Origin of the sequence: Sphingomonas sp. BK069 (genome assembly GCF_014193405.1) — a bacterium.
In the GTDB taxonomy this organism is placed as follows: Bacteria; Pseudomonadota; Alphaproteobacteria; order Sphingomonadales; family Sphingomonadaceae; genus Sphingomonas.
The window spans coordinates 482,945-502,906 of the sequence record NZ_JACHZH010000002.1; the positions used below are offsets into that span (position 1 = coordinate 482,945).

The 19,962-nt window shown below is 72.9% G+C and carries 20 protein-coding genes and 1 tRNA gene; 8 read left to right on the plus strand and 13 right to left on the minus strand.

Going from position 1 to position 19,962, the window contains the following annotated elements; translation table 11 throughout:
• Positions 1-40: 40 nt before the first annotated feature.
• From FHY02_RS10905 to FHY02_RS10935, 7 genes are all read right to left on the minus strand, one after another.
• Positions 41-322: a DUF427 domain-containing protein gene (locus FHY02_RS10905; RefSeq protein ID WP_183921938.1), complete on the minus strand. Its 282-nt coding sequence runs from the start codon at positions 320-322 to the stop codon at positions 41-43.
• A 47-nt stretch (positions 323-369) separates the two neighbouring features.
• Positions 370-825: a globin domain-containing protein gene (locus tag FHY02_RS10910; protein WP_183921939.1), complete on the minus strand. Its 456-nt coding sequence runs from the start codon at positions 823-825 to the stop codon at positions 370-372.
• A gap of 173 nt (positions 826-998) precedes the next feature.
• A complete protein-coding gene (locus tag FHY02_RS10915; RefSeq protein ID WP_183921940.1) occupies positions 999-1,574 on the minus strand; it encodes a YkgJ family cysteine cluster protein in 576 nt (191 codons plus the stop codon).
• 59 nt (positions 1,575-1,633) lie between these two features.
• The gene (locus FHY02_RS10920; RefSeq protein ID WP_183921941.1) at positions 1,634-2,110 is read right to left on the minus strand and encodes a cupin domain-containing protein; all 477 of its coding nucleotides are present in this window, start codon (positions 2,108-2,110) and stop codon (positions 1,634-1,636) included.
• A gap of 82 nt (positions 2,111-2,192) precedes the next feature.
• Positions 2,193-2,882 carry a DUF2490 domain-containing protein gene (locus FHY02_RS10925; protein ID WP_183921942.1) on the minus strand — a complete coding sequence of 230 codons (690 nt, stop codon included), beginning with the start codon at positions 2,880-2,882 and terminating at the stop codon, positions 2,193-2,195.
• Complete coding sequence (gene chrA, locus FHY02_RS10930; RefSeq protein ID WP_311731818.1) at positions 2,879-4,270, minus strand: chromate efflux transporter; 1,392 nt, start codon at positions 4,268-4,270, stop codon at positions 2,879-2,881. Before chrA ends, FHY02_RS10925 begins: the two co-directional genes overlap by 4 nt.
• Positions 4,267-5,085, minus strand: a complete 819-nt coding sequence (locus FHY02_RS10935) for a chromate resistance protein ChrB domain-containing protein (RefSeq protein WP_183921943.1) — start codon at positions 5,083-5,085, stop codon at positions 4,267-4,269. Before FHY02_RS10935 ends, chrA begins: the two co-directional genes overlap by 4 nt.
• Positions 5,086-5,242: 157 nt before the next feature.
• Here FHY02_RS10935 and FHY02_RS10940 point away from each other — a divergent pair, with 157 nt between their 5' ends.
• On the plus strand, positions 5,243-6,487 hold the full coding sequence (locus FHY02_RS10940; RefSeq protein ID WP_183921944.1) for a cyclopropane-fatty-acyl-phospholipid synthase family protein: 1,245 nt from the start codon (positions 5,243-5,245) through the stop codon (positions 6,485-6,487).
• On the opposite strand, the gene FHY02_RS10945 is transcribed toward FHY02_RS10940, so the two are convergent.
• The gene (locus FHY02_RS10945) at positions 6,457-7,017 is read right to left on the minus strand and encodes a hypothetical protein (RefSeq protein ID WP_183921945.1); all 561 of its coding nucleotides are present in this window, start codon (positions 7,015-7,017) and stop codon (positions 6,457-6,459) included. The genes FHY02_RS10940 and FHY02_RS10945 overlap by 31 nt on opposite strands.
• 389 nt (positions 7,018-7,406) lie before the next feature.
• Here FHY02_RS10945 and FHY02_RS10950 point away from each other — a divergent pair, with 389 nt between their 5' ends.
• A complete protein-coding gene (locus tag FHY02_RS10950; protein WP_183921946.1) occupies positions 7,407-7,628 on the plus strand; it encodes a hypothetical protein in 222 nt (73 codons plus the stop codon).
• A 146-nt stretch (positions 7,629-7,774) separates the two neighbouring features.
• Here FHY02_RS10950 and FHY02_RS10955 read toward each other — a convergent pair whose 3' ends face one another.
• The gene (locus tag FHY02_RS10955) at positions 7,775-10,669 is read right to left on the minus strand and encodes a TonB-dependent receptor (protein WP_183921947.1); all 2,895 of its coding nucleotides are present in this window, start codon (positions 10,667-10,669) and stop codon (positions 7,775-7,777) included.
• Between the two features lie 396 nt (positions 10,670-11,065).
• Between FHY02_RS10955 and FHY02_RS10960 the strand changes: the two genes are divergently transcribed.
• The 3 genes from FHY02_RS10960 (at position 11,066) to FHY02_RS10970 (ending at position 14,307) form a co-directional block, all read left to right on the plus strand.
• Positions 11,066-12,442, plus strand: a complete 1,377-nt coding sequence (locus FHY02_RS10960) for a glycoside hydrolase family 27 protein (protein ID WP_183921948.1) — start codon at positions 11,066-11,068, stop codon at positions 12,440-12,442.
• A gap of 86 nt (positions 12,443-12,528) precedes the next feature.
• Complete coding sequence (locus FHY02_RS10965; RefSeq protein WP_183922056.1) at positions 12,529-13,200, plus strand: FadR/GntR family transcriptional regulator; 672 nt, start codon at positions 12,529-12,531, stop codon at positions 13,198-13,200.
• Positions 13,201-13,683: 483 nt separating this feature from the next.
• On the plus strand, positions 13,684-14,307 hold the full coding sequence (locus FHY02_RS10970) for a phosphatase PAP2 family protein (protein ID WP_183921949.1): 624 nt from the start codon (positions 13,684-13,686) through the stop codon (positions 14,305-14,307).
• 177 nt (positions 14,308-14,484) lie between these two features.
• Here the strand turns inward: FHY02_RS10970 and FHY02_RS10975 are convergent, their stop codons facing one another.
• A complete protein-coding gene (locus tag FHY02_RS10975; protein ID WP_183921950.1) occupies positions 14,485-15,135 on the minus strand; it encodes a uracil-DNA glycosylase in 651 nt (216 codons plus the stop codon).
• A 23-nt stretch (positions 15,136-15,158) separates the two neighbouring features.
• On the opposite strand from FHY02_RS10975, the gene folK reads away from it, so the two are divergent.
• Entirely contained in the window at positions 15,159-15,659 is a 501-nt protein-coding gene (gene folK, locus FHY02_RS10980; RefSeq protein ID WP_183921951.1) for a 2-amino-4-hydroxy-6-hydroxymethyldihydropteridine diphosphokinase, read from the plus strand.
• Positions 15,660-15,735: transfer RNA gene (locus tag FHY02_RS10985), tRNA-Lys, on the plus strand.
• 90 nt (positions 15,736-15,825) lie between these two features.
• On the opposite strand, the gene FHY02_RS10990 is transcribed toward FHY02_RS10985, so the two are convergent.
• From FHY02_RS10990 to FHY02_RS11000, 3 genes are all read right to left on the minus strand, one after another.
• Positions 15,826-16,848: an alpha/beta fold hydrolase gene (locus tag FHY02_RS10990; RefSeq protein ID WP_183921952.1), complete on the minus strand. Its 1,023-nt coding sequence runs from the start codon at positions 16,846-16,848 to the stop codon at positions 15,826-15,828.
• Positions 16,849-17,259: 411 nt separating this feature from the next.
• Positions 17,260-17,559, minus strand: coding sequence for a hypothetical protein (locus tag FHY02_RS10995; protein WP_183921953.1), 300 nt, complete (start codon positions 17,557-17,559; stop codon positions 17,260-17,262).
• On the minus strand, positions 17,556-19,340 hold the full coding sequence (locus FHY02_RS11000; protein WP_183921954.1) for a YbhB/YbcL family Raf kinase inhibitor-like protein: 1,785 nt from the start codon (positions 19,338-19,340) through the stop codon (positions 17,556-17,558). The genes FHY02_RS10995 and FHY02_RS11000 overlap by 4 nt, the downstream gene beginning before the upstream one ends.
• A gap of 141 nt (positions 19,341-19,481) precedes the next feature.
• Between FHY02_RS11000 and FHY02_RS11005 the strand changes: the two genes are divergently transcribed.
• Complete coding sequence (locus tag FHY02_RS11005; RefSeq protein WP_183921955.1) at positions 19,482-19,862, plus strand: hypothetical protein; 381 nt, start codon at positions 19,482-19,484, stop codon at positions 19,860-19,862.
• Positions 19,863-19,962: the final 100 nt, after the last annotated feature.

Here is a 19,962-nt window from a genome sequence, read left to right on the forward strand (position 1 = left end):
GGTGCCGGCGCGATGCCGCCCGCCGCGGCGGGGTCGCGCGTCAGCCGATCGTCACGCCCTTCCAGAAGGCGATGCGCCCACGGATCGCCGCCGCCTCGGGTTTCGGGTCGGGGTAATACCAGGCGGCGTCGATATTGTCGGCGCCGTCGACGCTGAGGCTGTGGTAATGCGCGACGCCCTTCCACGGACAGATCGAGGTCGTGTCGCTCGGGCGCAGCAGCGCGGCGTCGACCGCCTCGGCCGGAAAATAGTGGTTTCCTTCCACCACGACGGTGTCGTCGCTGCGCGCGATCAGCGCGCCGTTCCACCGAGCCTCGACCATCCGCTATCTCCTGTCGACGACGTAGGTCGGCACGCCGGTCGCCACCGTCAAGGCACGCGCTCGGCCGCGGGGGCGGGCGGGTCGAGCATCGCCTCCGCCACGCCGGCGTAGAGCGTCTCCCAGGCGGCGCGGGTCGCGGTGTCGAAGCGGTCGCCCGCCATCTCGGCGAAAGTGTCGAGCAGCACCTCGCCGACATAGGCGTAATGGTGCGTCAGCACGCCGTAGCCGACGTGGCGCTGGCCGAGCGCCGCCAGCGCCGCGCGCGCCGCCCCGGGTTGGGCCTCGGGCTGGTCGAGCTGCGCGATCAGCGCGTCCACGGTGAGGCGGAACACGCTGATCTGGCGCGTCAGGTCGTCGGGGAACAGCGCGCGGGTGAAGGGATGACGCTCCAGCAGCCGGTGATAGAAGCGCGCCGAATAATCCTGCTCCATCCGCGTGATGGCAGCGTAGCTGGCGCGGACCAGCACCACCTGCGCGGGCGACAGCGTGACCGGGGCGCTCATCGCTCCCCGCACCGGCGCGCGCGACCGCAGGGAATGCCCGGCGGGTCACGCGTGATCGGGCGGCTCGGCTCCAGCATGGCGCCACGCTACACCGCCCGATCGGCTCGATCAGTAACGTGGGTGAGGAGAAAATTTGCAACTCGGCCAACGACATGCCGACCAGTCTTCGGCGGCTAGGGCGCCTCGGCCGGCGGCGGCGCCGCGAACGCGGCGTAGCGCGCGCGCCACGCCGCCACCTCAGCGGCGAGCGGCGCAGGCGGGGGCGTGCCGGCGAGCACGTGGCCGGCGACCTCGGCCTCCGGGTGCATCAGCATCTTGCGCGCACCGTCGCTGAACCAGACGGGGACGAGGCGGTCGCACAGGGCATCGAGCACCGCGGCGGCGGTGCCGTCCTCGATCGCGCTGCTGCCCTCGAGCCGTCGCACCGTGATCGCGACCCCCTCGAGGCAGTTGCGCGGCGCGCGCTCGAAGCCGAGCGAGACGAGCAGCCCGGAGCGGTCGGGCCGTGCCGCGTCCGGCATGGCGGCGACGCGCCGCCAGCCGCAATACCAGTCGCGGCAGATGCGCGGGCGTACCGCGTGGATGGTGCAGCCGCGCGCGCCGAGATGCGCGCAGGGCGTGTCGGCCGGCTTGCTGAAGTCGGGCGAGGCGACGTTGAGCACGGTACAGCAGACGGTGCAGTCGCCGCACGTCCGCTCCGCCACCAGCGGGCCGAGCAGCGCGGTCTCCAGGTCGGTGTCGGCGTGCATCGCCGCCCCGTGCCGCCCGGCGCGACGCGGCGCAAGGGGCGGGTGACGACGCGACGCGGCTAGCGCTCCGCCGGCAACTTGGTGCCGAGCAGCACCAGATGATCGCCCGTGATCCCGAACCAGTGCGGCACGCCCGCGGGGATCAGCAGCACGTCGCCCGGCGCGAGCGCGCGCGTGGTGCCACCCGCGATCCGCTCGCCCTCGATCATGCCATTGGGGCGCGTGACCGGCGCGACGAGCGTGCCGCCCGATACCAGCGTGCCCGCGCCCTCCAGCACCGTCGCATATTCCGCCTCGGCCGGGTGCACCGCGGGGCGGCCGGGCTTCTTCCACACCTCGATCGCGGCGACGCGCGCGCCGTCGCGCACCAGCGGGCGCCACAGGAAGCCCTGGTCGGGGCGCATCTCGGCGAGCATCGCCGCGACCTGCGCGCGCACCGCCGCGCCGCTCGCCACCTCGGTCGTGCCCGGCGGGCTGGCGCCGACCAGCAGCGCGCCCGCGGCGGCCACGGCGATGGTGTCGATGATCCGCCGCATCGCTGACCTCTCCTCTATCCTGACGCCGCTTGTCGCACCGGCGCGCGCACCGCGCCAGAGGCCTCTTGCGCGCCGACCGCGATCACAGCCGGACGAACAAGGTCGCGCTCAGCACATGGTTGACGCGGTCCTCGCCCGTCCGGACGATCCGCTGGTTGAGATAGCCGGGCTCGAGCCGCGCGCGTGGCAGCACCGGGAAGCCCACGCCGACGAAGGTGCGCCACTGGTCGACGCCGTCGCGCACGCCCCAGCGGGTCGCGTTGAGGTTGACGAAGCCCTCGGTGGTGCCGACCAGCTGCACCGGGCTGCCGCCGCGCACCGGCAGCTGCAGCCGGACGAACTGGCGCAGCCGCCAGCTGGTGCCGTCGCGTCCCTCGACCATGCGCTGCTCCAGCCGGGTGCGGCTGATCAGCAGCGGCGTGCCGTCACGGTGGCGGACCGGCGCGAACTGCACCTGCTGCCACGGCCGGTGCTCGCGGCTGAGCGTGCCCCCCGCCGGGTCGGTGCGGACGAAGGCGTAGCCCGCCACCGCGTGCGCGTCGCGCCCGATCCGCGCGCCGATCGCGGGGCGCAGGATCAGCTGGCTGCCACCGCCCACCTCGTCGGTGGCGCGCGCCTGTCCCTCGAGCCAGAGGAACAGGTCGCCGCGCACCGGCCCCGAGGCGATCACCGCGGCCCAGGCCTGGGCGTCGTCCTCGGCGCGCGCGGGCGTGGCGGCGGCGAGCCCGATCGCACCCGCGAGCGCGGCGTGGAGAAGTGGCGAGGATCTCATGGCATTGCTCCGGCAAGGTGAAGCGCGAGGCCGCCGAGCGCGCTCGCCAGCAGCGTCGCGATGACGCCCGCGCGCGTGCGGAACAGCGCGACAGCGGCGGCGAGCGCCAACGCCAGCGCGTACGGGTCGAGGGCCGCGAGCACCGGCGCGTCGAAGCGGAACGGCCCCGCGTGCACCGCCACGGTGGCGCGGAACAAGGTGTGCAGCGCGAACCACAAGGCGAGGTTGAGCACGACCCCGACCACCGCGGCGGTGATCGCCGCCAGCGCGCCGCCCACCGCGGCGTTGCCGCGCAGCCGCTCGATGAAGGGCGCGCCGAGGAAGATCCACAGGAAGCACGGCGCGAACGTCACCCAGGTGGCGAGCAGCCCGCCCAACGTCGCGGCGAGCAGCGGCGCCATCCCGCCGGGGTCGCGATAGGCGGCGAGGAAGCCGACGAACTGGAGCACCATGATCAGCGGCCCGGGGGTGGTCTCGGCGAGGCCGAGCCCGTCGAGCATCTCGCGCGGGGCCAGCCAGCCGTACTGATCGACCGCCTGCTGCGCGACATAGGCGAGCACCGCATAGGCGCCGCCGAAGGTCACCGTCGCCATCGTCGCGAAGAAGGTGGCGATGCGCGCGAACACGTCGTCGGGGCCGAGCGCGACGCGCAGCGCCACCACCGGCACCAGCCACAGAGCGAGCCACAGCAACGTGGTCCGCAGCGTCGCGCGCCAGCCCGGCCGCGCGTGCGCGGGCAGGTCCTCGCCCAGCAGCGTGTCGGCGTCGGCCACGCCCGCGCCGCCTGATCCACCGTGGCCGCCGGGACGGAAGGCGGTGCCGCCGCGCCGCGCCGACCACCAGCCGATCACGCCGGCGCCCAGCACGATCAGCGGGAACGGCGCGCCGAGGAAGAAGATCAGCACGAAGGCGAGCGCGGCGAGCAGCCGCGCCGGCGTGCTGCGCAGCGCGCGCGCGCCGATCCGCGCCACCGCCTGCAGCACCACCGCGAGCACCGCGGCCTTGAGCCCGTCGAACAGCGCAGCGACGATGCCGACACGGCCATAGAGGACATAGACCCAGCTCAGCGCCATGATCGCCGCCGCGCCGGGCAGCACGAACAGCACGCCAGCGACGATGCCGCCGCGCGTGCGGTGCATCAGCCAGCCGATATAGGTGGCGAGCTGCTGCGCCTCGGGGCCGGGCAGCAGCATGCAATAGTTGAGCGCGTGGAGGAAGCGTTGCTCGCCGATCCAGCGCTGCTCGTCGACCAGGATGCGGTGCATCACCGCGATCTGCCCGGCCGGGCCACCGAAGGAGAGCAGCGCGATGCGCCACCACACGCGGGTCGCGGCGCGCAGCGTCACCGGTCCGGGGCGGCCCGGCGCGGCGGGGACGCGCGCGCTCACGCGGTCACCGTGGCGGACGCGGGCCGGTGCGAGCGCGCGTCGTGGCGCTCGCCCTGCGCGTCGCGGCACCAGCGATACAGCGCGTCGTAGAGCGTCAGCCCCGCCTCGAGCTGCGCGTGGTCGTCGTCGTGGAGCCGCGACAGGCCGAGCGACAGCGCGAGCAGCCCCGCCGCTTCCGGCGCGAGGTCGAGCCGGTCGGTGTCGGCACCCCGCACGATCGCGGCCAAGCGCGCGAGCGGGGCGTGACCGGCGAGTCCGAAGCCGTCGACCAGCGCGTCGAAGCTGCAGCGCTCGCCGCGGTGCGTCCACACCACGCCCTCGCCCGCGACGTCGAACGGCTCGGCACGCTCGGCCGCCGCGACCGCCAGCACCTCGCCCGGCGCGACGTAGAGGAAGCGCGCGTCCGGATCGATGAAGCGGCGGATCAGCCAGGGGCAGGCGATCCGGTCCACCTTGGGTCGCGCGCGCGTGACCCACCACGTGCGGCCGTCGTCGTGGCGCGGCGGCAGATGCGCCAGCGCCACCGTTGGCCATCCCGCGCTCGCCCAGGCCGCGAAGCCGCCCTCCAGCCGCTCGGCGCGGACGCCGTCGCTCCGCAGCAGCGCGACCGCCGCGGCCGCGGGGGCACCGCCCGCCTCGTCCACCACCACGACCGCACGCCCGGCCGGCGCGGTCGGTCGCGTCGCGACGCCGAGCACGCGCCCGCCGGGGAGAGTCGCGGCGGGCGCGTCGCGCAGGTCGAGGATCGCCGGGGCGCCGGGCAGCGCGACGCGCCGGGCGAGCGTGTCGGGGGAGATGGCGTGGTGTGCGGGCACGGTGCGTCCTCGGCAGGATGATGCTGGACGCGAACCTTCGGCTGACGCCTCATGGGGAGGTCGCAGCCCCCATGGCGCCCAATCAGCCACCACCGGCGCGCGCTGTCAACCCGCGCGCCACGTTGGCAGCGCGCCGCGTCTCGGCTAGCCTGCGGCGATGCGGCTGCTCGCTTTCCTGCTGCGCCGGCTGATCCGGCGCGGCGTGCTCGTGGTGGTCGACGCCGCCGGGCGCACGCACCGCTTCGGCGAGCCCGCGCCCGCCGCGCCCGACGCGACGATCCGCTTCCGCGATCAGGCGACGCCTCGCCGCGCCGCGCTGGACCCGGCGCTGGCGCTGGGCGAAGCCTATGTCGACGGGCGCATGCAGATCGACGGCGACGACATCAGCGGGTTCCTCGACCTGATCGGGCGCAACACCCACTGGGACGACGACGCCGCCGCCGACCTGCGCTGGTGGCGGCCGTGGCGGCGCAGCGCCTGGCTCACCGGGATCAACTGGCGTCGCCGGGCGCGCCGCAACGTCGCGCACCATTACGACCTCTCCACCGAGCTGTACGCGCTCTTCCTCGATCCCGACCTGCACTACAGCTGCGCCTATTTCGACGCGCCCGACGCCACGCTGGAGCAGGCGCAGGCGGCCAAGCTGCGCCACATCACCGACAAGCTCGCGCTGCGCCCGGGCGATCGCGTACTCGACATCGGCTGCGGCTGGGGTGGCCTGGCGCTCCACCTGCACCGCGTCGCCGGGGTCGAGGTACTGGGGATCACGCTCTCCGAGCAGCAGCTCGCGGTGGCGCGGCGGCGCGCGGAGGAGGCCGGGGTGGCGGACCATGTCCGCTTCGAGCTGCTCGACTATCGCGACGTGCGCGGGACGTTCGACCGGATCGTGTCGGTCGGCATGTTCGAGCATGTCGGGCCGCCGCACTATCGCGCCTTCTTCCGCCACTGCCGCGCGCTGCTCGCCGACGACGGGGTGATGCTGCTCCACACCATCGGCCGCGCCGACGGCCCCGCCGCGACCGACCGCTGGCTCGCGCGCTACATCTTCCCCGGCGGCTACGTCCCCGCGCTCAGCCAGATCACCCCCGCGATCGAGGACGCGCGGCTATGGGTGACCGACGTCGAGACGCTGCGGCTGCATTATGCGCTGACGATCGACCGATGGCTGGCGCGCGTCGAGGCCGCGCGCGACGCGATCGAGACGCTGTACGACGCGCGCTTCTATCGCATGTGGCGCTTCTATCTCGCGGGCGCGCTGGTCGCCTTCCGCCACGACGGGCACCTCAACTATCAGATCCAGCTCACCCGCCGGCGCGAGGCGTTGCCGCTCACGCGCGACTATATGATGCCGCCCGGTGCTCAGCGCGCTGCTCAGCCCGCGATCGGCGCGTCGGGCTTGTAGCCGGCGGTGGCGATGACGCTGCCGTCGGGGTTGCGGCCCTCGCGGTAGAAGGCGCTGACCTTCTGCCGCTCTGCCCAGGTGAGGCTGTCCCAGTCCTCGCGGTCGTTGCTGGGGTGGCGGCCGGGGACGCGCTGGCGCTGCGCCGGCTCCGCGCCGCGCGCCGGCCGCGCGCGCTCGGCCTGGCGCGCGCGCAGCGCCTCGTCGAGCTCGCCCGCCTCGACCGCCTGCTCGAGCGCGTCGAGGAAGGCGGCGAAGACGCCCTCGGGCAGGTGGTTGGTGGCGGCGCCGTTAAGCGGCAGCACGTCGCCGCCGATCTTGACGGTGAGCGCGACCACGCCGTTCTGCAGCTGCCACCAGCGGCTGGCGACACGCGCGCCGTCACCCGCGCGGGCGGCGAACTGCTCGCGCGCGCGGCGGATGCCGTCGAGCAGCGGGCGACGCGCCTTGGCGGGATCCTCCGCCTTGGCGGCGAAGGCCTCGGCCAGGCCGTTATTGTCGATGAAGCCGGCGAGTGAGTCCAAGATTGCCAAATGCGCCTCCGTGCCCCGCAGCGCCAGCTAGGCCGCGAACCTTACCGAGAGGTCAACGGATCGAGCCTCCTGCGCGCCGCTACGACGAGCCGCGCGCGCTGGTGCCGGCGTGCTCCTGCGCAGGCAGGAGCCCAGAGCACCCAGCGGCGCGCTTCGCGGCCCCAGGCTCGGGCGTTCGCCGGAACATGGTTCAGCTCGCCCGGCCTCGCGACAGACGGCTAGCCCCATGCGGCGGTGCCGGTCACGCCGCCGCGTGCCGCCGCCGGAAAGCGTCGCTTACTTCATCCGCATGCTGGCGCGCGGCCATGGTCGCGACATGACGGAAGTTTAACGCAACACCCCGGCCGGCGGCGCGTAGGACAGGGCATCACTGAACGACGGAGGTTCTCATGCGGATGCTCTCTCTCCTCGCGGTCCCGCTGGTGCTGGCCACGGCCTCGCCCGCGCTCGCCAAGGGCTGTGTGCGCGGCGCCGCGGCGGGCGGCGTGGCCGGGCATCTCGTCGGCAAGGGCCATGCGGTGCTCGGCGCGGCGGCCGGCTGCGCGGTCGCGCACCATCACTATGCCAAGCAGGCGCGCGCACAGAAGACGGTGACCAAGACGCGGGGGTGAGAAACTCCTCCCCGGCACGGGAAGGGGACCGCCGCGCGCCAGCGCGGTGGTGGAGGGGGCTCGCCCCGCAGCGCCGCGCCTGCGGAAGCTCCCCTCCACCAGCCTTCGGCTGGTCCCCCTCCCCGCGAGCGGGGAGGATCTAGCGATCAAAAGCGGGCGCGCACGCCGAACAGGTAGCGCGAGCCGGTGTTCTGCAGCATCAGCAGCCGGTCCTCGATCACCGAGTAATCGTGGACATATTGGTTGGTGAGATTGACCCCCTGCGCATAGACCTGGAACACCGGCGTGACGTCGTAGGAGACGCTCATGTCGAGCTGGCCGTACGCAGCACGGTTCTCGGGCCGCGACGCCGCGCCGAAACACTGGCGCAGGAACGACGAGCGCCAATTGTACGAGGCGCGCGCCTGGAGCCCGTACTTCTCGTAGAACAGGCTGCCGTTGGCGGAGTGCGGCGACAGCCCGTTGTAGCCGCAGTTGTTGGCGTTGGTACCGCTGCCCTCGGCCCGCTCGACGTTGCTCGACACATAGGTGTAATTGCCCGCGACGCCGAAGCCGCCCAGCGCGCCGGGCAGCAGCCGGTCGAACGTGTACTGGCCCCCCACCTCGACGCCCGCGATCGAGCCGCTCTGGCCGTTGCGCGTGCGCGTGTCGAGGAAGTCGAAGCCGGCGATCGTCACCGGCAGCGTCTGGCTCTCGAGGAAATCGGTGAAGGCCTTGTAGAAGCCCGAGACGCTGACGTAGCTCACGTCGGTGATGTAATATTCGAGCGACACGTCATAGTTGGTCGACTTGAACGGGCGCAGCGCCGGGTTGCCGCCGCTCGACGTCGCGTTGGTCAGCCGTCCGCCATAGCTGTTGTCGACGCCGAGCGAGGTCAGCGTCGGCCGGGTCACCGTCTTCGACACCGCGGCGCGCGCGAGCATCTTCGGCGTGATCGCATATTTGATGTTCGCCGAGGGCAGGAAGTCGGTGTAGCTGTTGCGGACGCTGAGCGCCTGCGGGTCGGTGTAGACGAAGTTCAGATTGTCGTCGCCCGGGTTGACGAAGATGCGCACGATCTGCTGCCCGAAACCGGCCGAGCGCAGCCGCGTGCTGACGAAGCGGCCGCCGACATTGCCCGACCAGTCGTCGCCCTTGAAATTGGCGTTGAGATAGGCCGCGACCACCTTCTCCTCGACGTCGAGCCGCGCGTTCGGCCGGTCGCGCCGGCCGTAGGGGCCGCCCGCCAGCGCCTGGACGCGCGCCGCCTCGGCCGCCTGCTCCTCCGCGGTGCGCCCCTGGCGCGGGCGCACCAGATTGGCGGGATCGGACAGGAAGGCGAAGATGTCCTCCTGGTTGAAGGTGAAGAAGTCCTTCGGCAGGGCGTCGCTGCCCGAGGCGCCGGGCAGGAAGTTGCCGAGCGAATAGGGCTGGACGAGGTTGGACGGGATCGGGATGTCATAGCCGCAATAGGTGCAGACCGTGTCCGAATTGTCCGAGCGGGTGCGCACCTTGCGGCGCTGGTTGTAGGAGGCGCCGAACATCAGCGATTGCAGGATGCCGCGGTCCGCCTTCCACTCGCCGTCGGCGTGGAACTCGCTGCCCTTGTCGCTCACGCGCGTGAGGTCGTTCTGCGCGAAATGCGCGCGCAGCAGGCTGGCGTCGGTGATCGGGCCGAGGTTGGTGAGGCCCGGCAGGTCGTTCTCGGGGTTGAGGTCGAACCGGACCGAGGTCTGCGCGAGCGAGCCGACGACGACGAACTTGTACGGGTTGCGCTGCGTCGCCTTGGTGGTGGAGGCGTCGAGCTTGAGCTTGAGCTGGTCGGAGACGTCCCAGGCGAGATTGGCGCCGACCTGATAGCTCTCGGTCTCGCGCTGGCTGGTCCAGACGATATTGTCGTTCTGCTGCCGCGTCACGCGCGTGTCCGACACGCCGGGCACCGGCTCGAGCAGGCCGGGGTTCGCGGCCAGGAAGTCCGAACCGGGACGGTTGAAACCGGTGACCGTGTTGTTCGCGTCGGTCTCGACGCCGATGAAGCGCTCGGTGAAGAAGTCGCCGTAGCGACGCGTGTATTGCGAGACGTTGAACTGCGAGTAGATGCCGTCGACGGTGAGCAGCAGCCGGTCGGTCAGCTGCCCCTGGATCGAGCCCGCCACGTTGATCCGCTCGCGCTTATCCTCCTCGCGATCGAAATTATACTCGCGCGGGATGTGGATGTCGTTCGGGCTGTCGACCAGCGCGTCGGTGGTCAGGCCGGTCGAGCTGGCGGTGCCGTCGATCAGTCCCTGTGACCCGAGGATCCAGCCGCCGATGCGCGCCGAGTCGAGCTGGCTCTTGCGGTTGGTGTAGGAGGCCGAGAGCAACGCGCCGAAGGTCTTGTCGGGGTTGGTCCAGGAGACGATCCCCGAGAAGTCCGGGCTGACCTTGTCGGCGAGCGAGTCGTAGATGCCGCCCGCCGCCAGCGTGGCGTGGAAGCCCGCGCGCCCGTCGAGCGGCCGCGCGGTGACGACGTTGACGGTCGCGCCGATGCCGCCTTCCTGGAGCTGCGGCAGCGAGGTCTTGTAGACGTCGACGCGCTGGATCAGGTTCGAGGACAACACGTCGAACGAGAATTCGCGTCCGGGATTGTCAGTCGCCATGATGCGGCCGTTGACCAGCACGGTGTTGAACTCGGGGCCGAGGCCGCGGACGGTGATGAACTGGCCCTCGCCGCCCGAGCGGTCGATCGCCACGCCGGTGATGCGCTGGAGCGAGTCGGCGATGTTGGTGTCGGGGAACTTGCCGGTGTCCTCGGCGGTGATCGAATCGACGATATTCTCGGCGTTGCGCTTGGTGGCGAGCGAGGAGCGCAGGCTGCTGCGAATGCCGGTGACGACGATGTCCTCGACCCCGTCCTGCGGCACCGCGCCCGGCGGCGTCTCGGACGGGCCCTGCGGCTCGGCGGGGGTGTCCGCCTGCGGCGTGCCGGTGGGGGCGACCGCGTTGGCGTTGGACGATTGCGCCATCACAGGCGACGCGGCGCAGGCGAACAGCGCCGCGCCCGCGAGCAGACGAGCTCTCATGATCCTCTCCCGAAGTGCGGGGTCTTATGCCCTCGCCCGATTGATCATCTTGTATGAGTAGTGAGGTGTCAAGCGGAACGGGTTACCCGGATCGGTGATTCTTGGCGGGACGATCATCGAGGTGCCCGGCGCAGCGATGGGCGGATACATCCTCCCCGGCACGGGGAGGGGGACCGCCGGCCGCAGGCCGGTGGTGAAGGGGGTGTGCCGCGAGCGCGCCACTCATGGAAGCCCCCCTCCACCAGCCTTCGGCTGGTCCCCCTCCCCGCCGAGCGGGGAGGATATGCGTTTGCGACCCCTCTCGACAATTGTTTGAGTATTGATACGCTCGGTCACGAGATCGCGGGCAGGGAGCCGGTCACCGGCCAGCCGCCGCGCGAGCGGGAGGAGAGGATGATGGACGAGGTGCGACTCAGCCGGCGCGCGATGCTGGCGGCGGGGCTCGGCAGTGCCGCCGTGACCGCGCTGCCGGCGGCGGCGCAGCAGGCGCCGGCAGCGGCCGACGCGCGCGGCAGCGGGGCGGCGCTCGCGCCGCGGCCGCCGATGGGGTGGAACAGCTGGAACAGCTTCGCCACCACGATCACCGAGGCGCAGGCGCGCGAGACCGCGGCGATCATGCGCGAGAAGCTGCTGCCGTTCGGCTACGACGTCTTCACCGTCGACATCCAATGGTATGAGCCCAACGCCACCAGCTACGAATACAACAAGGTCGCCACGCCGACGCTCGACGCGCACGGCCGCGTCATCCCCGCACCCAACCGCTTCCCCTCGAGCGCGGACGGCTCGGGCTTCACCCAGCTCGCCGCCGCGGTGCACGCGATGGGGATGCGCTTCGGCATCCACGTGATGCGCGGCATTCCGCGCGAGGCGGTGAAGCGCAACCTGCCCGTGCTCGGCACCAGGCTGCGCGCCGCCGACGTCGCCGACACCTCGAGCACCTGCCCGTGGAACCCCGACATGTACGGCGTCGACATGACCAAACCCGGCGCACAGGCCTATTACGACAGCATCTTCGCGCTCTACGCTTCCTGGGGCGTCGACTTCGTCAAGATGGACGACATGAGCCGCCCCTATGACGCGCACGCGCCCGAGATCGAGGCGGCGCATCGCGCGATCCAGCGCTGCGGTCGGCCGATCGTGCTCAGCCTCTCGCCCGGCGAGACGCCGGTGGCACGCGGCGCGCACGTCCGCGAATACGCGCAGATGTGGCGGATCAGCGACGATTTCTGGGACGAGTGGGCGATGCTGGAGGCGCAGTTCACCCGGCTGGAGAACTGGAACCAGTGGCGCCGCCCGGGCGCCTGGCCCGACGCCGACATGCTGCCGCTCGGCCGGCTCGCGCTGGGCAAGCGCGACACCAAATTCACCCCCGACGAGCAGCGCACGCTGATGACGCTCTGGTCGATCGCGCGCTCGCCGCTGATCATGGGCGGCGACCTGCGCCACCTCGACGCGCCGACGCTGGCGCTGCTCACCAACCGCGAGGTGCTGGCGGTGAACCAGGCCAGCACCGACAACCGCCCGCACTTCATCGCCGACGGCACGCGGATCTGGTCGGCGCGGCCCGAGGGCAGCCGCGACCATTATGTCGCTCTGTTCAACACCACCGACAAGGCGAAGGAGGTGGCGCTGCCGCTGCGCGAGCTGGGCGTCACCGGCGCGGTGCGCGTGCGCGACCTGTGGTCGGGGCGCGACGACGGCAGCGCGAGCGGGCGGCTCGCGCGCACGCTCGCCTCGCACGGCGCGGGCCTGTATCGACTGTCCGCGGCGTGACGGAGGAGAGAGCGGTGAACGAACTACCCGGTCAGGAGGCCGCGCTGCAGTCGACCGGGCGGCGCTGGCGCGGCGCGATCGGCAACATGCTGGGGCGCGCGATCCTCTCGGGCGAATATGCGCCGGGCGACGTGCTGCCTGGCGAGATCGTCTTCGCCGAGACCAACGGCGTCTCGCGCGGCGCCTATCGCGAGGCGGTGCAGGGGCTGATCGCCAAGGGGCTGGTGGAGAGCCGCCCCAAGACCGGCACGCGCGTGCTGCCGCGGCGGCGCTGGAACATGCTCGATCCCGACGTGCTCGCCTGGGCCTTCGCCGACAAGCCCGACATGGCGCTGCTGCGCAGCCTGTTCGAGCTGCGCTCGGTGGTGGAGCCCGCCGCGGCCGCCTTCGCCGCCGAGCGCCGCGACCGCGAGGATCTCAAGGCGCTCAAGGACGCGCTGGGGCGGATGCGGCGGCACACGCTGTCCACCGAGGCGGGGCTGACCGCCGACCGCGACTTCCACGGCGCGATCCTGGCGGCCTCGCGCAACGACGCGCTGGTGACGCTGTCGGCGGGGATCACCGCGGCGGTGGCCTGGACCACCCAGCTCAAGCAGCGCGACCGCGCGCTGCCGCGCGACCCGATCCCCGAACATGCCGCGGTGTATGACGCGATCGCCGACGGCGACACCGTCCAGGCGGCGGCGGCGATGCGCCGGCTGGTCGACCTCGCGCTCGCCGACACGCGCGCCGCGCTCACCGACGCGATCGAGGGGTGAGTCTCACTTCGGCACGATTACGTCTGCAATGTGTCTGACTCGAGCGGCTTGCTCCATTATGGCTGGATCGTCGCCGCGAGGCGATACTGGGCCGTGCGGAACTCCCTTGGTTCACCACGACGCACGGCCCTTTACCGCCGCGCTGGAGTGCGTGCGGGAGGGGAAACCCTCGCTCTCCATCTGCCGCCATCTGAGCCCGTCCGAGGATCCGCTGGTGCGGACCCGCACCGGGCGGGCCTGCGCCTGCGGTCATCCGCGGTCCGCGCGGCACCGCGGCGTTGACGTCGAACCTGCGACGGATGGGGTGCGCCGCCTCCGCGACGGTGAGCATGACGGAGCCGGACCAACCTGCCGCGGGCTCCGCGCGGGATGGAGGTGCGGGCCCGTCCGTCATGGAAACGGCTTCTGTATGGCCGGCGAGGACCGCAACCCGGTCCCTGCCGAGACCGTTAGCGCCCGCGACGAACAGGAGCGGGAACGGCGATGGGCAAGAAGAAGGCGGTCAAGAAGGCGGCGAAGCGCGAGCATGACGCGCTCGCACCGGTGCGCGCGCTCGCCGGCAGCAACGCGGTGCACGCGCTCACCCCGCTCGCCAAGGCGACGGACGAGCCGCCGCTGCTCGCGCTCGGGCTCGGCACGCTCGCGCTCGGGGCGGTGCTGCGCCGGCCGGCGATGGCGCGCAGCGGCGCGCGGATGGTCACCAGCCACCTGCTCGCCACCGGGCTCAAGACGGTGATGAAGGCGAGCGTCGACCGCGTCCGCCCCAATGAAGCGGGCGACCGCCCGATCGTGGAGAAGGGCCATGGCACCGACGACACGACGCGAAATGCGTTCCCGTCGGGCCACACCGCCGGGGCGGTGGCGATCGCGGAGGCGGTGCGCCACGAACTGCCCGGCGCGACCGTGCCGGCGCGGCTCGCCGCGGGGGCGGCAGGCGCGCTCCAGGTGACGCGCGGCGCGCATTACGCCAGCGACGTCGTCGCCGGCGCGGCGATCGGCTGGCTCTCCGAGCGGCTGGCGAGCTGGGCGATGGCGGCGGCGGGCGGCGCGATCGAACGCCGCGTCGAGGCGCGCGCCGAGGCGGAGACGGAGGCGCACCCGAGCTGAGCCGCGCCCGTGCTGCCGTCCGCGCGGGAGATGCCTGCGACGTCCTTTGGGGACGTCATCCCGGGCATGTTCCGCGATGCACTCCACCGCGAGAGCGATGCGCGATGGGTGAACGGAACGGTCGCAGAGGGTCTCGCCGCCGCGGGAACACGGCTTGCCCTCTTGACGGGCCTGCGCTCAGTCCCCGCGCAGCGCGAGCGCGCGCGCGAACACCGCCTCGAGCATCGCCGGGGTCAGCCGCCCGGTCTGCTGGTTGTAGCGCGAGCAATGATAGCTATCGATCACCACGCGCCCGTCGGGCAGGCGGTGCTCGGCGCCGTGCGCGAAGCGCGCCTTCGGCAGCCGCCCGCCGAGCGCCTTGATCGTCGACTGGTGCGCCAGCTGCCCCAGCGCGACGTACACGCGCGCCGCGGGCAGCGCCGCCGCCCCCGCGGCGAGATACGGGCGGCACGCCCGCGCCTCCTCGGGGGTCGGCTTGTTCTCGGGCGGCAGGCAGCGCACCGCGTTGAGGATCAGCGCGCCGGCCAGCCCCGGCGCGTCGCCGTCCGGATCGGTGCTCGCGAGGCCGAGGCGCGCCAGCGTCGCGAACAGCAGCGCGCCCGCGGCGTCGCCGGTGAAGGCGCGGCCGGTGCGGTTGGCGCCGCTGCGGCCGGGCGCGAGCCCGACGATCACCAGCCACGCCGCCGCGTCGCCCAGCGCGGGCACGGGCGCGTTCCACCAGTCGGGCTGCTCGACTCGCAGCCGCTCACGCAGCGCGACGAGGCGCGGACAGCGCGGGCAGTCGCGCGGCGGCTCGGTCGCGGCGAGCGGAGAGGGTGCCAAGTCCATCGCGGTGCGATAGGCGCAGCGGCATGGAGCGGACAAGCGACGCGCAACGCTATCTGATCGGCGTCGGCAGCAACCGGCGCGGGCGCCACGGCGCGCCGCGCGCGGAAGTGGCGGCGGCGCTGGCGCTGCTCGGCGGCACCGCGGCGCCGATCCGCGAGAGCGCGCCGCTCGGCCCCTCGACCCGCACCTTTGCCAACAGCGCGGCGCTGATCGCGAGCGACGAGCCGCCCGAGGCGCTGCTGGCGCGGCTGAAGGCGATCGAGCGCGCCTTCGGGCGGCGTCGTGGCCGTCGCTGGGGCGCGCGCGTGATCGACCTCGACGTGATCCTGTGGTCGGGCGGGCGCTGGCGCTCGCCGCGGCTGACGATCCCGCACCCGGCCTATCGCGCGCGCGACTTCGTGCTGGCGCCCACTGCCGCGCTGGCGCCGCGCTGGCGCGACCCGGCGAGCGGGCGGACGCTGCGCCAGCTCCATGCCCGGTTGACCAAGCCGCGCGCGGTGCCTAGGCCGACGCGCACCGCGTGAGGGTCCGTAGCTCAGTCGGTAGAGCAAGCGACTTTTAATCGAGAGGTCCCGGGTTCGAGCCCCGGCGGACCCACCACGCGGTACCCCTTTCGTCCTCCGCCGCTCGATGTCACGCGGCTTACTGCGCCGGCGGAGACATCGCCGAGGCACGATGCCGGTCGCCCGCTCAGCGCCCGGCCGGCGCGATCGCGTCCCGCAGCGCGGCGACGAAGCCGTCGGGATCCTCCACCTGCGGCGCGTGGCCGAGCGGGTCGAGCCGCACCAGCCGCGCGCCCGGGATCCGCGCCACCGCCTGCTCCGCCGCCTGCGGCACGGTGCGCACCGCGGCGCGTCGCTCGGGCGGCGCCGAGCCGGCACGGAAGGCGGTGCGGTCGCGCTGCCCGATCAGCAGCACGGTCGGGACCGTCAGCCGCGGCAGCTCGGCGGCGACCGGCTGGGTCTGGATCATGTCGGACAGGCGCGCCTGCGCGTCGCGCACCCGGTCGCCGTCGGCGCCGGCATATTGCCCCGCCAGCATCGCCACCCAGCGGTCATAGGCGGGGCGCCAGTCACCATGATAATAGTTGCGGAGCTGATAGGCCTTGATCGTCGCCGCGCTGGTCTTCGCCTCCTCCGCACGCAGCGCGCCGAGATCGGTGTAGGGCACCCCCTCCGCGAGCGTGTCGTTGAGCCCGAGCGGGTTCACCAGCACCAGCCGCGCGACCCGGTCGGGATAGAGCAACGCGAAGCGCACGGCGAGCACGCCGCCGGTGGAATGGCCGACGAGCACGACCCTGCCCGCGCCCGCGCGCTCCAGCAGCCCGCGCGTCAGCGCCGCCATGGTATGGAAGCTATACTGATAGCCCGCTGGCTTGGAGGACTTGCAGAAGCCGATCTGGTCGGGCGCGATCACGCGATAGCCCGCCGCGGCGAGCCGTCGCGCGGTGTCGTACCAGGTGGCGGCGCAGAAGTTCTTGCCATGGAGCAGCACCACGGTCGTGCCGTTGGGCGTGGCCGAGGGCGGCACGTCGAGATAGGCCATCCGCACGCGCGCGCCCTGCGAGTCGGCGGCGAACCAATGCACCGGCGCGGGATAGGCGAAGCGTTCGAGGTCGGCGCCGAGCGCGACGTCGCGTGCGGACACGGTCGCCGGGATGAACGCGGCGGCGGGAGCGAGGCAGAGCGCGGCGGCGAGGCGGAGGCGTTGCATGCCGGGTGAACCGCCGGGCGCGGCGGGATATCCGTCGTCGCGCGCGGGCGGACGAGCGAGCGGTGCACCGGCGGAGGCGGGAGCCCAGGGCCAGGCGCGCGATCGCGGGCGGCGGCAGCCGTCGCCGAAGCCACGCGCTCGATCACCCGTTCGACGCTAGATCGTATCGACAGTCGGGGAGAGGCTTATCGATTCTTCCCTGGAAGGGGAGCGCCGGCTTTGGCTTGCTCCAGGCAGGCCAAGTCGTGTCCGGGGGACACGATCTCGCCCGCCCTGCGAGCGCGCAGCGCTGACGGAGGGGTGTCGCCCGTGGTAAGAGCGCGCGAGATCGCCGGCGTCGACACCCCTCAATCAGGCCTTCGGCCTGCCACCTCCCCTGCGAGGGGAGGATCAGCTGAATGACGACACGGCCTACTCCCCGCCCGTCTCGCGCAGCAGCGCCGCGGTGATCGCGCGCGCCTCGTCCCCGGTCGGCCCCGCGGCGATGGGGCGCCCGGCGCGGCGGTACCAATAGGCCGCGTTGCCGTCGTCGCCCTCGACGCGGTGGAGCCAGGCGTGGACCCAGGCACCCGCGGCGCTCGGATCGTCCTGCGCGATCGCGTGCGCCGCCTCCCACTCGCCGCGTGCACCGTGCCACAGCGCGCGGAGGAGCCCGCCCGCGGCGGGTGGCTGATCGTCGCGCAGGAGCGCGCGCGCGGCGTCGTCTGTCATCGCGCCGCCGCCTCGGCGTAGCGCCCCACCGTCTCGCCGCGCGCGAGCACGTGCCCGGCCGCCGCGGCAAGCAGCTGGTCGCGCGTCGCGCCGAGCGGCAGGTCGAGCGCGCGGTCGAGCGCCAGCACCTGGAAGTGGTAGGCGTGCGGTCGATCCCCCTTCGGCGGCCGCGGGCCGTACCAGCCGACCGTGCCGCGCGTCGTCGCGCCCTGCATCATGCCCTCGAGCGCGCCGCCGCTGAGCCGGTCGCGCTCCTGCAGCCCGGCGGGCAGCGCGTGCGTGCCCGCCAGGACGTTCCACGCCAGCCAGTGCACCACTGGCTTGGCCGAGCCGTCGGGATCCTCGACCAGGATCGCGTAGCTGGCCGCGCCGGGCACCGCACCCCAGCGCAGCGCGGGCGAGATGCCGAGGCCGTACTCGCTGTGCTCGCGCGGGATCATGCCCTGGTCGGCGAAGGCGTCGGCGTTCACCGCGAAGGCCGCGCCGCGCGCCGCCGTCTCGGGCCGCGCCAGCGCGAGCGGCACGTTGGTGCCGCGCGCCGCCTGCTCGCGCATCGGCGCCGCCGGCGGAGCCAGCGGCGCGGCCTGGCCCGCGGCACCGTCGTAGCTGATGCGGTAGAGGATACCGTTGGCATCGTCGGAGAGCAGCAGCGAGCCGTCGCGCAGCACCGCCACGCCGCACGGGCGGCCATATTGGCTGGTGCCGTCGCGGCTCATGAAGCCGCTGACGAAGCTCTCCACGCGCGTCGGGCGCCCGGCGGCGTCGAAGCGCACGCGCGCGAGCTCATAGCCCGAGGCGGGCTTGCGGTTCCAGCTGCCGCGCAGCGCGACGAAGGCGTCGCCGGCGGCGTCGGGGCCGAAGCCGCCGCCCGGGTGGAAGGCCCATTGCATCCCGGCCGAGTGCGCGATGTGCATCAGCGTGGGCGCGGTCGAGGCGGCGGCCCAGCGCGCCGCGGTGAGCCCGCCGGGCGGCTCGTCCTGCGGGTTCCGTTTCCCGTCCTCGAACACATAGGGCCAGCCGTAGCGATGGCCGCGTTCGATCAGGTTGATCTCCTCACGCTGCATGTCGTTGCCGAGCCAGTCGATCCCCTGGTCCCAGCCCCATAAGGCGCCGGTGCGCGGGTGCCAGCCGAAGCCGATCGTGTTGCGCAGCCCCGAGGCCCAGACGGAGCGGCGCTTGCCGTCGAGGCTGGCGCGCAGCAGCGTCGCATTCTCCTGGCTCGACTCGTCGCAGGCGTTACAGGTCGAGCCGACGCTGATGTACAGCATCTCGTCGGGCCCGACCGCCAGCGTGCGGTTGAGGTGCTGTCCGGCGTCGGGCAGGTCGTCGATCAGCGTCTCCACCGCGCCGATGCCGCCGTCGGGGCGGAGCGGCGCGCGGAACACCTCGTGCGCGGTCATGAAATAGAGCTGGCCGGCGTGGATCGTCAGCCCGTGCAGTCCCGGCCGGTTGACGATCACGGTGGGCGGGCCGTCGGCGCGGCCGTCGCCGTCGGCGTCGACCAGGCGGATGATGTCGGCCTCGGAGCGGCGGCTGACGTACACCGATCCGTCGGGCGCCACCGCGAGCATCCGCGTGTTGCCGAGGTCGCTCGCCCAGACCGCGGCGCGATAGCCGCTCGGCACGCGCAGCGACGCGGCGAAGTCGGCGCCCGGCTTGCGCGGGGTGAGCTCGTAGAAATGCGCCGCGACCGGGCGTTTGTCATTGTCCTCGGGGCTGCTTTGCGCGGCGGCGCCCAGCGGGAGGAACAGCAGGGCGGAAGCGAGCAGCGCGGCCTTCATCATCGTCTCCCGGTGGCGACACGGACATAATGCGCCGCAGCGCCCGCGGCTCCGGCTGATTTAGTTGACAGACCTGGGTTCTTTTCACCCGCCGCGTCGTTGACGAGCGCCGGACTGACCCGGCGATGAGAAGGAAGCCCCATGGCCGTCAAATTCGCCGGAACGATGAACGCGATCAACCGCGGGCTGGAGAGCACCAAGCCCGCCAAGGGCGCGACGATGGTGGAGGATTGGGAGGCCGCGCTGGCCGAGGTCGACACGCCCGGCGCCAAGGGCATCCTCCGCGACCTCGCCTCCCTGCGCAAGCAGCTGGAGAAGGGCGAGCCCGACGCCGACCGCGTGCACGACCTGCTCCACCGCCTCGGCGCCGCGACGACCAAGATCGCGGACAAGGCCGACAAGCAGCAGGACAAGCTCAAGGCGCTCGGCGAGGCGCTGAGCGAGGCGGGCGAGGAACAGCCCGACGAGGAGGAGGACACCGCGGCCGCGGCGGCGCCGAAGCGCGCACGCACCAAGAAGTGAGCCGCGCGGCGGGCGGGAGAACGTCTCCCGCCCGCCCGCACGCGCCATCTGCCGCTCGCGCCGGTCGCCTGCTACGGCACGGTCGCGACCGGCGGAGACG

Excerpts from the sequence above, each read along its gene's own strand:
- FHY02_RS10920 (WP_183921941.1), bottom strand. The coding sequence starts at position 2,110 with ATGCGGCGGATCATCGACACCATCGCCGTGGCCGCCGCGGGCGCGCTG.
- FHY02_RS10955 (WP_183921947.1), bottom strand. The coding sequence starts at position 10,669 with ATGAGAGCTCGTCTGCTCGCGGGCGCGGCGCTGTTCGCCTGCGCCGCG.
- FHY02_RS10995 (WP_183921953.1), bottom strand. The coding sequence starts at position 17,559 with ATGACAGACGACGCCGCGCGCGCGCTCCTGCGCGACGATCAGCCACCC.
- FHY02_RS10990 (WP_183921952.1), bottom strand. The coding sequence starts at position 16,848 with ATGCAACGCCTCCGCCTCGCCGCCGCGCTCTGCCTCGCTCCCGCCGCC.
- folK (WP_183921951.1), top strand. The coding sequence starts at position 15,159 with ATGGAGCGGACAAGCGACGCGCAACGCTATCTGATCGGCGTCGGCAGC.
- FHY02_RS10950 (WP_183921946.1), top strand. The coding sequence starts at position 7,407 with ATGCGGATGCTCTCTCTCCTCGCGGTCCCGCTGGTGCTGGCCACGGCC.
- FHY02_RS10960 (WP_183921948.1), top strand. The coding sequence starts at position 11,066 with ATGGACGAGGTGCGACTCAGCCGGCGCGCGATGCTGGCGGCGGGGCTC.
- FHY02_RS10925 (WP_183921942.1), bottom strand. The coding sequence starts at position 2,882 with ATGAGATCCTCGCCACTTCTCCACGCCGCGCTCGCGGGTGCGATCGGG.
- FHY02_RS10940 (WP_183921944.1), top strand. The coding sequence starts at position 5,243 with ATGCGGCTGCTCGCTTTCCTGCTGCGCCGGCTGATCCGGCGCGGCGTG.
- FHY02_RS10975 (WP_183921950.1), bottom strand. The coding sequence starts at position 15,135 with ATGGACTTGGCACCCTCTCCGCTCGCCGCGACCGAGCCGCCGCGCGAC.
- FHY02_RS10915 (WP_183921940.1), bottom strand. The coding sequence starts at position 1,574 with ATGCACGCCGACACCGACCTGGAGACCGCGCTGCTCGGCCCGCTGGTG.
- FHY02_RS10970 (WP_183921949.1), top strand. The coding sequence starts at position 13,684 with ATGGGCAAGAAGAAGGCGGTCAAGAAGGCGGCGAAGCGCGAGCATGAC.
- FHY02_RS10965 (WP_183922056.1), top strand. The coding sequence starts at position 12,529 with ATGCTGGGGCGCGCGATCCTCTCGGGCGAATATGCGCCGGGCGACGTG.
- FHY02_RS11000 (WP_183921954.1), bottom strand. The coding sequence starts at position 19,340 with ATGAAGGCCGCGCTGCTCGCTTCCGCCCTGCTGTTCCTCCCGCTGGGC.
- FHY02_RS11005 (WP_183921955.1), top strand. The coding sequence starts at position 19,482 with ATGGCCGTCAAATTCGCCGGAACGATGAACGCGATCAACCGCGGGCTG.
- FHY02_RS10910 (WP_183921939.1), bottom strand. The coding sequence starts at position 825 with ATGAGCGCCCCGGTCACGCTGTCGCCCGCGCAGGTGGTGCTGGTCCGC.
- FHY02_RS10905 (WP_183921938.1), bottom strand. The coding sequence starts at position 322 with ATGGTCGAGGCTCGGTGGAACGGCGCGCTGATCGCGCGCAGCGACGAC.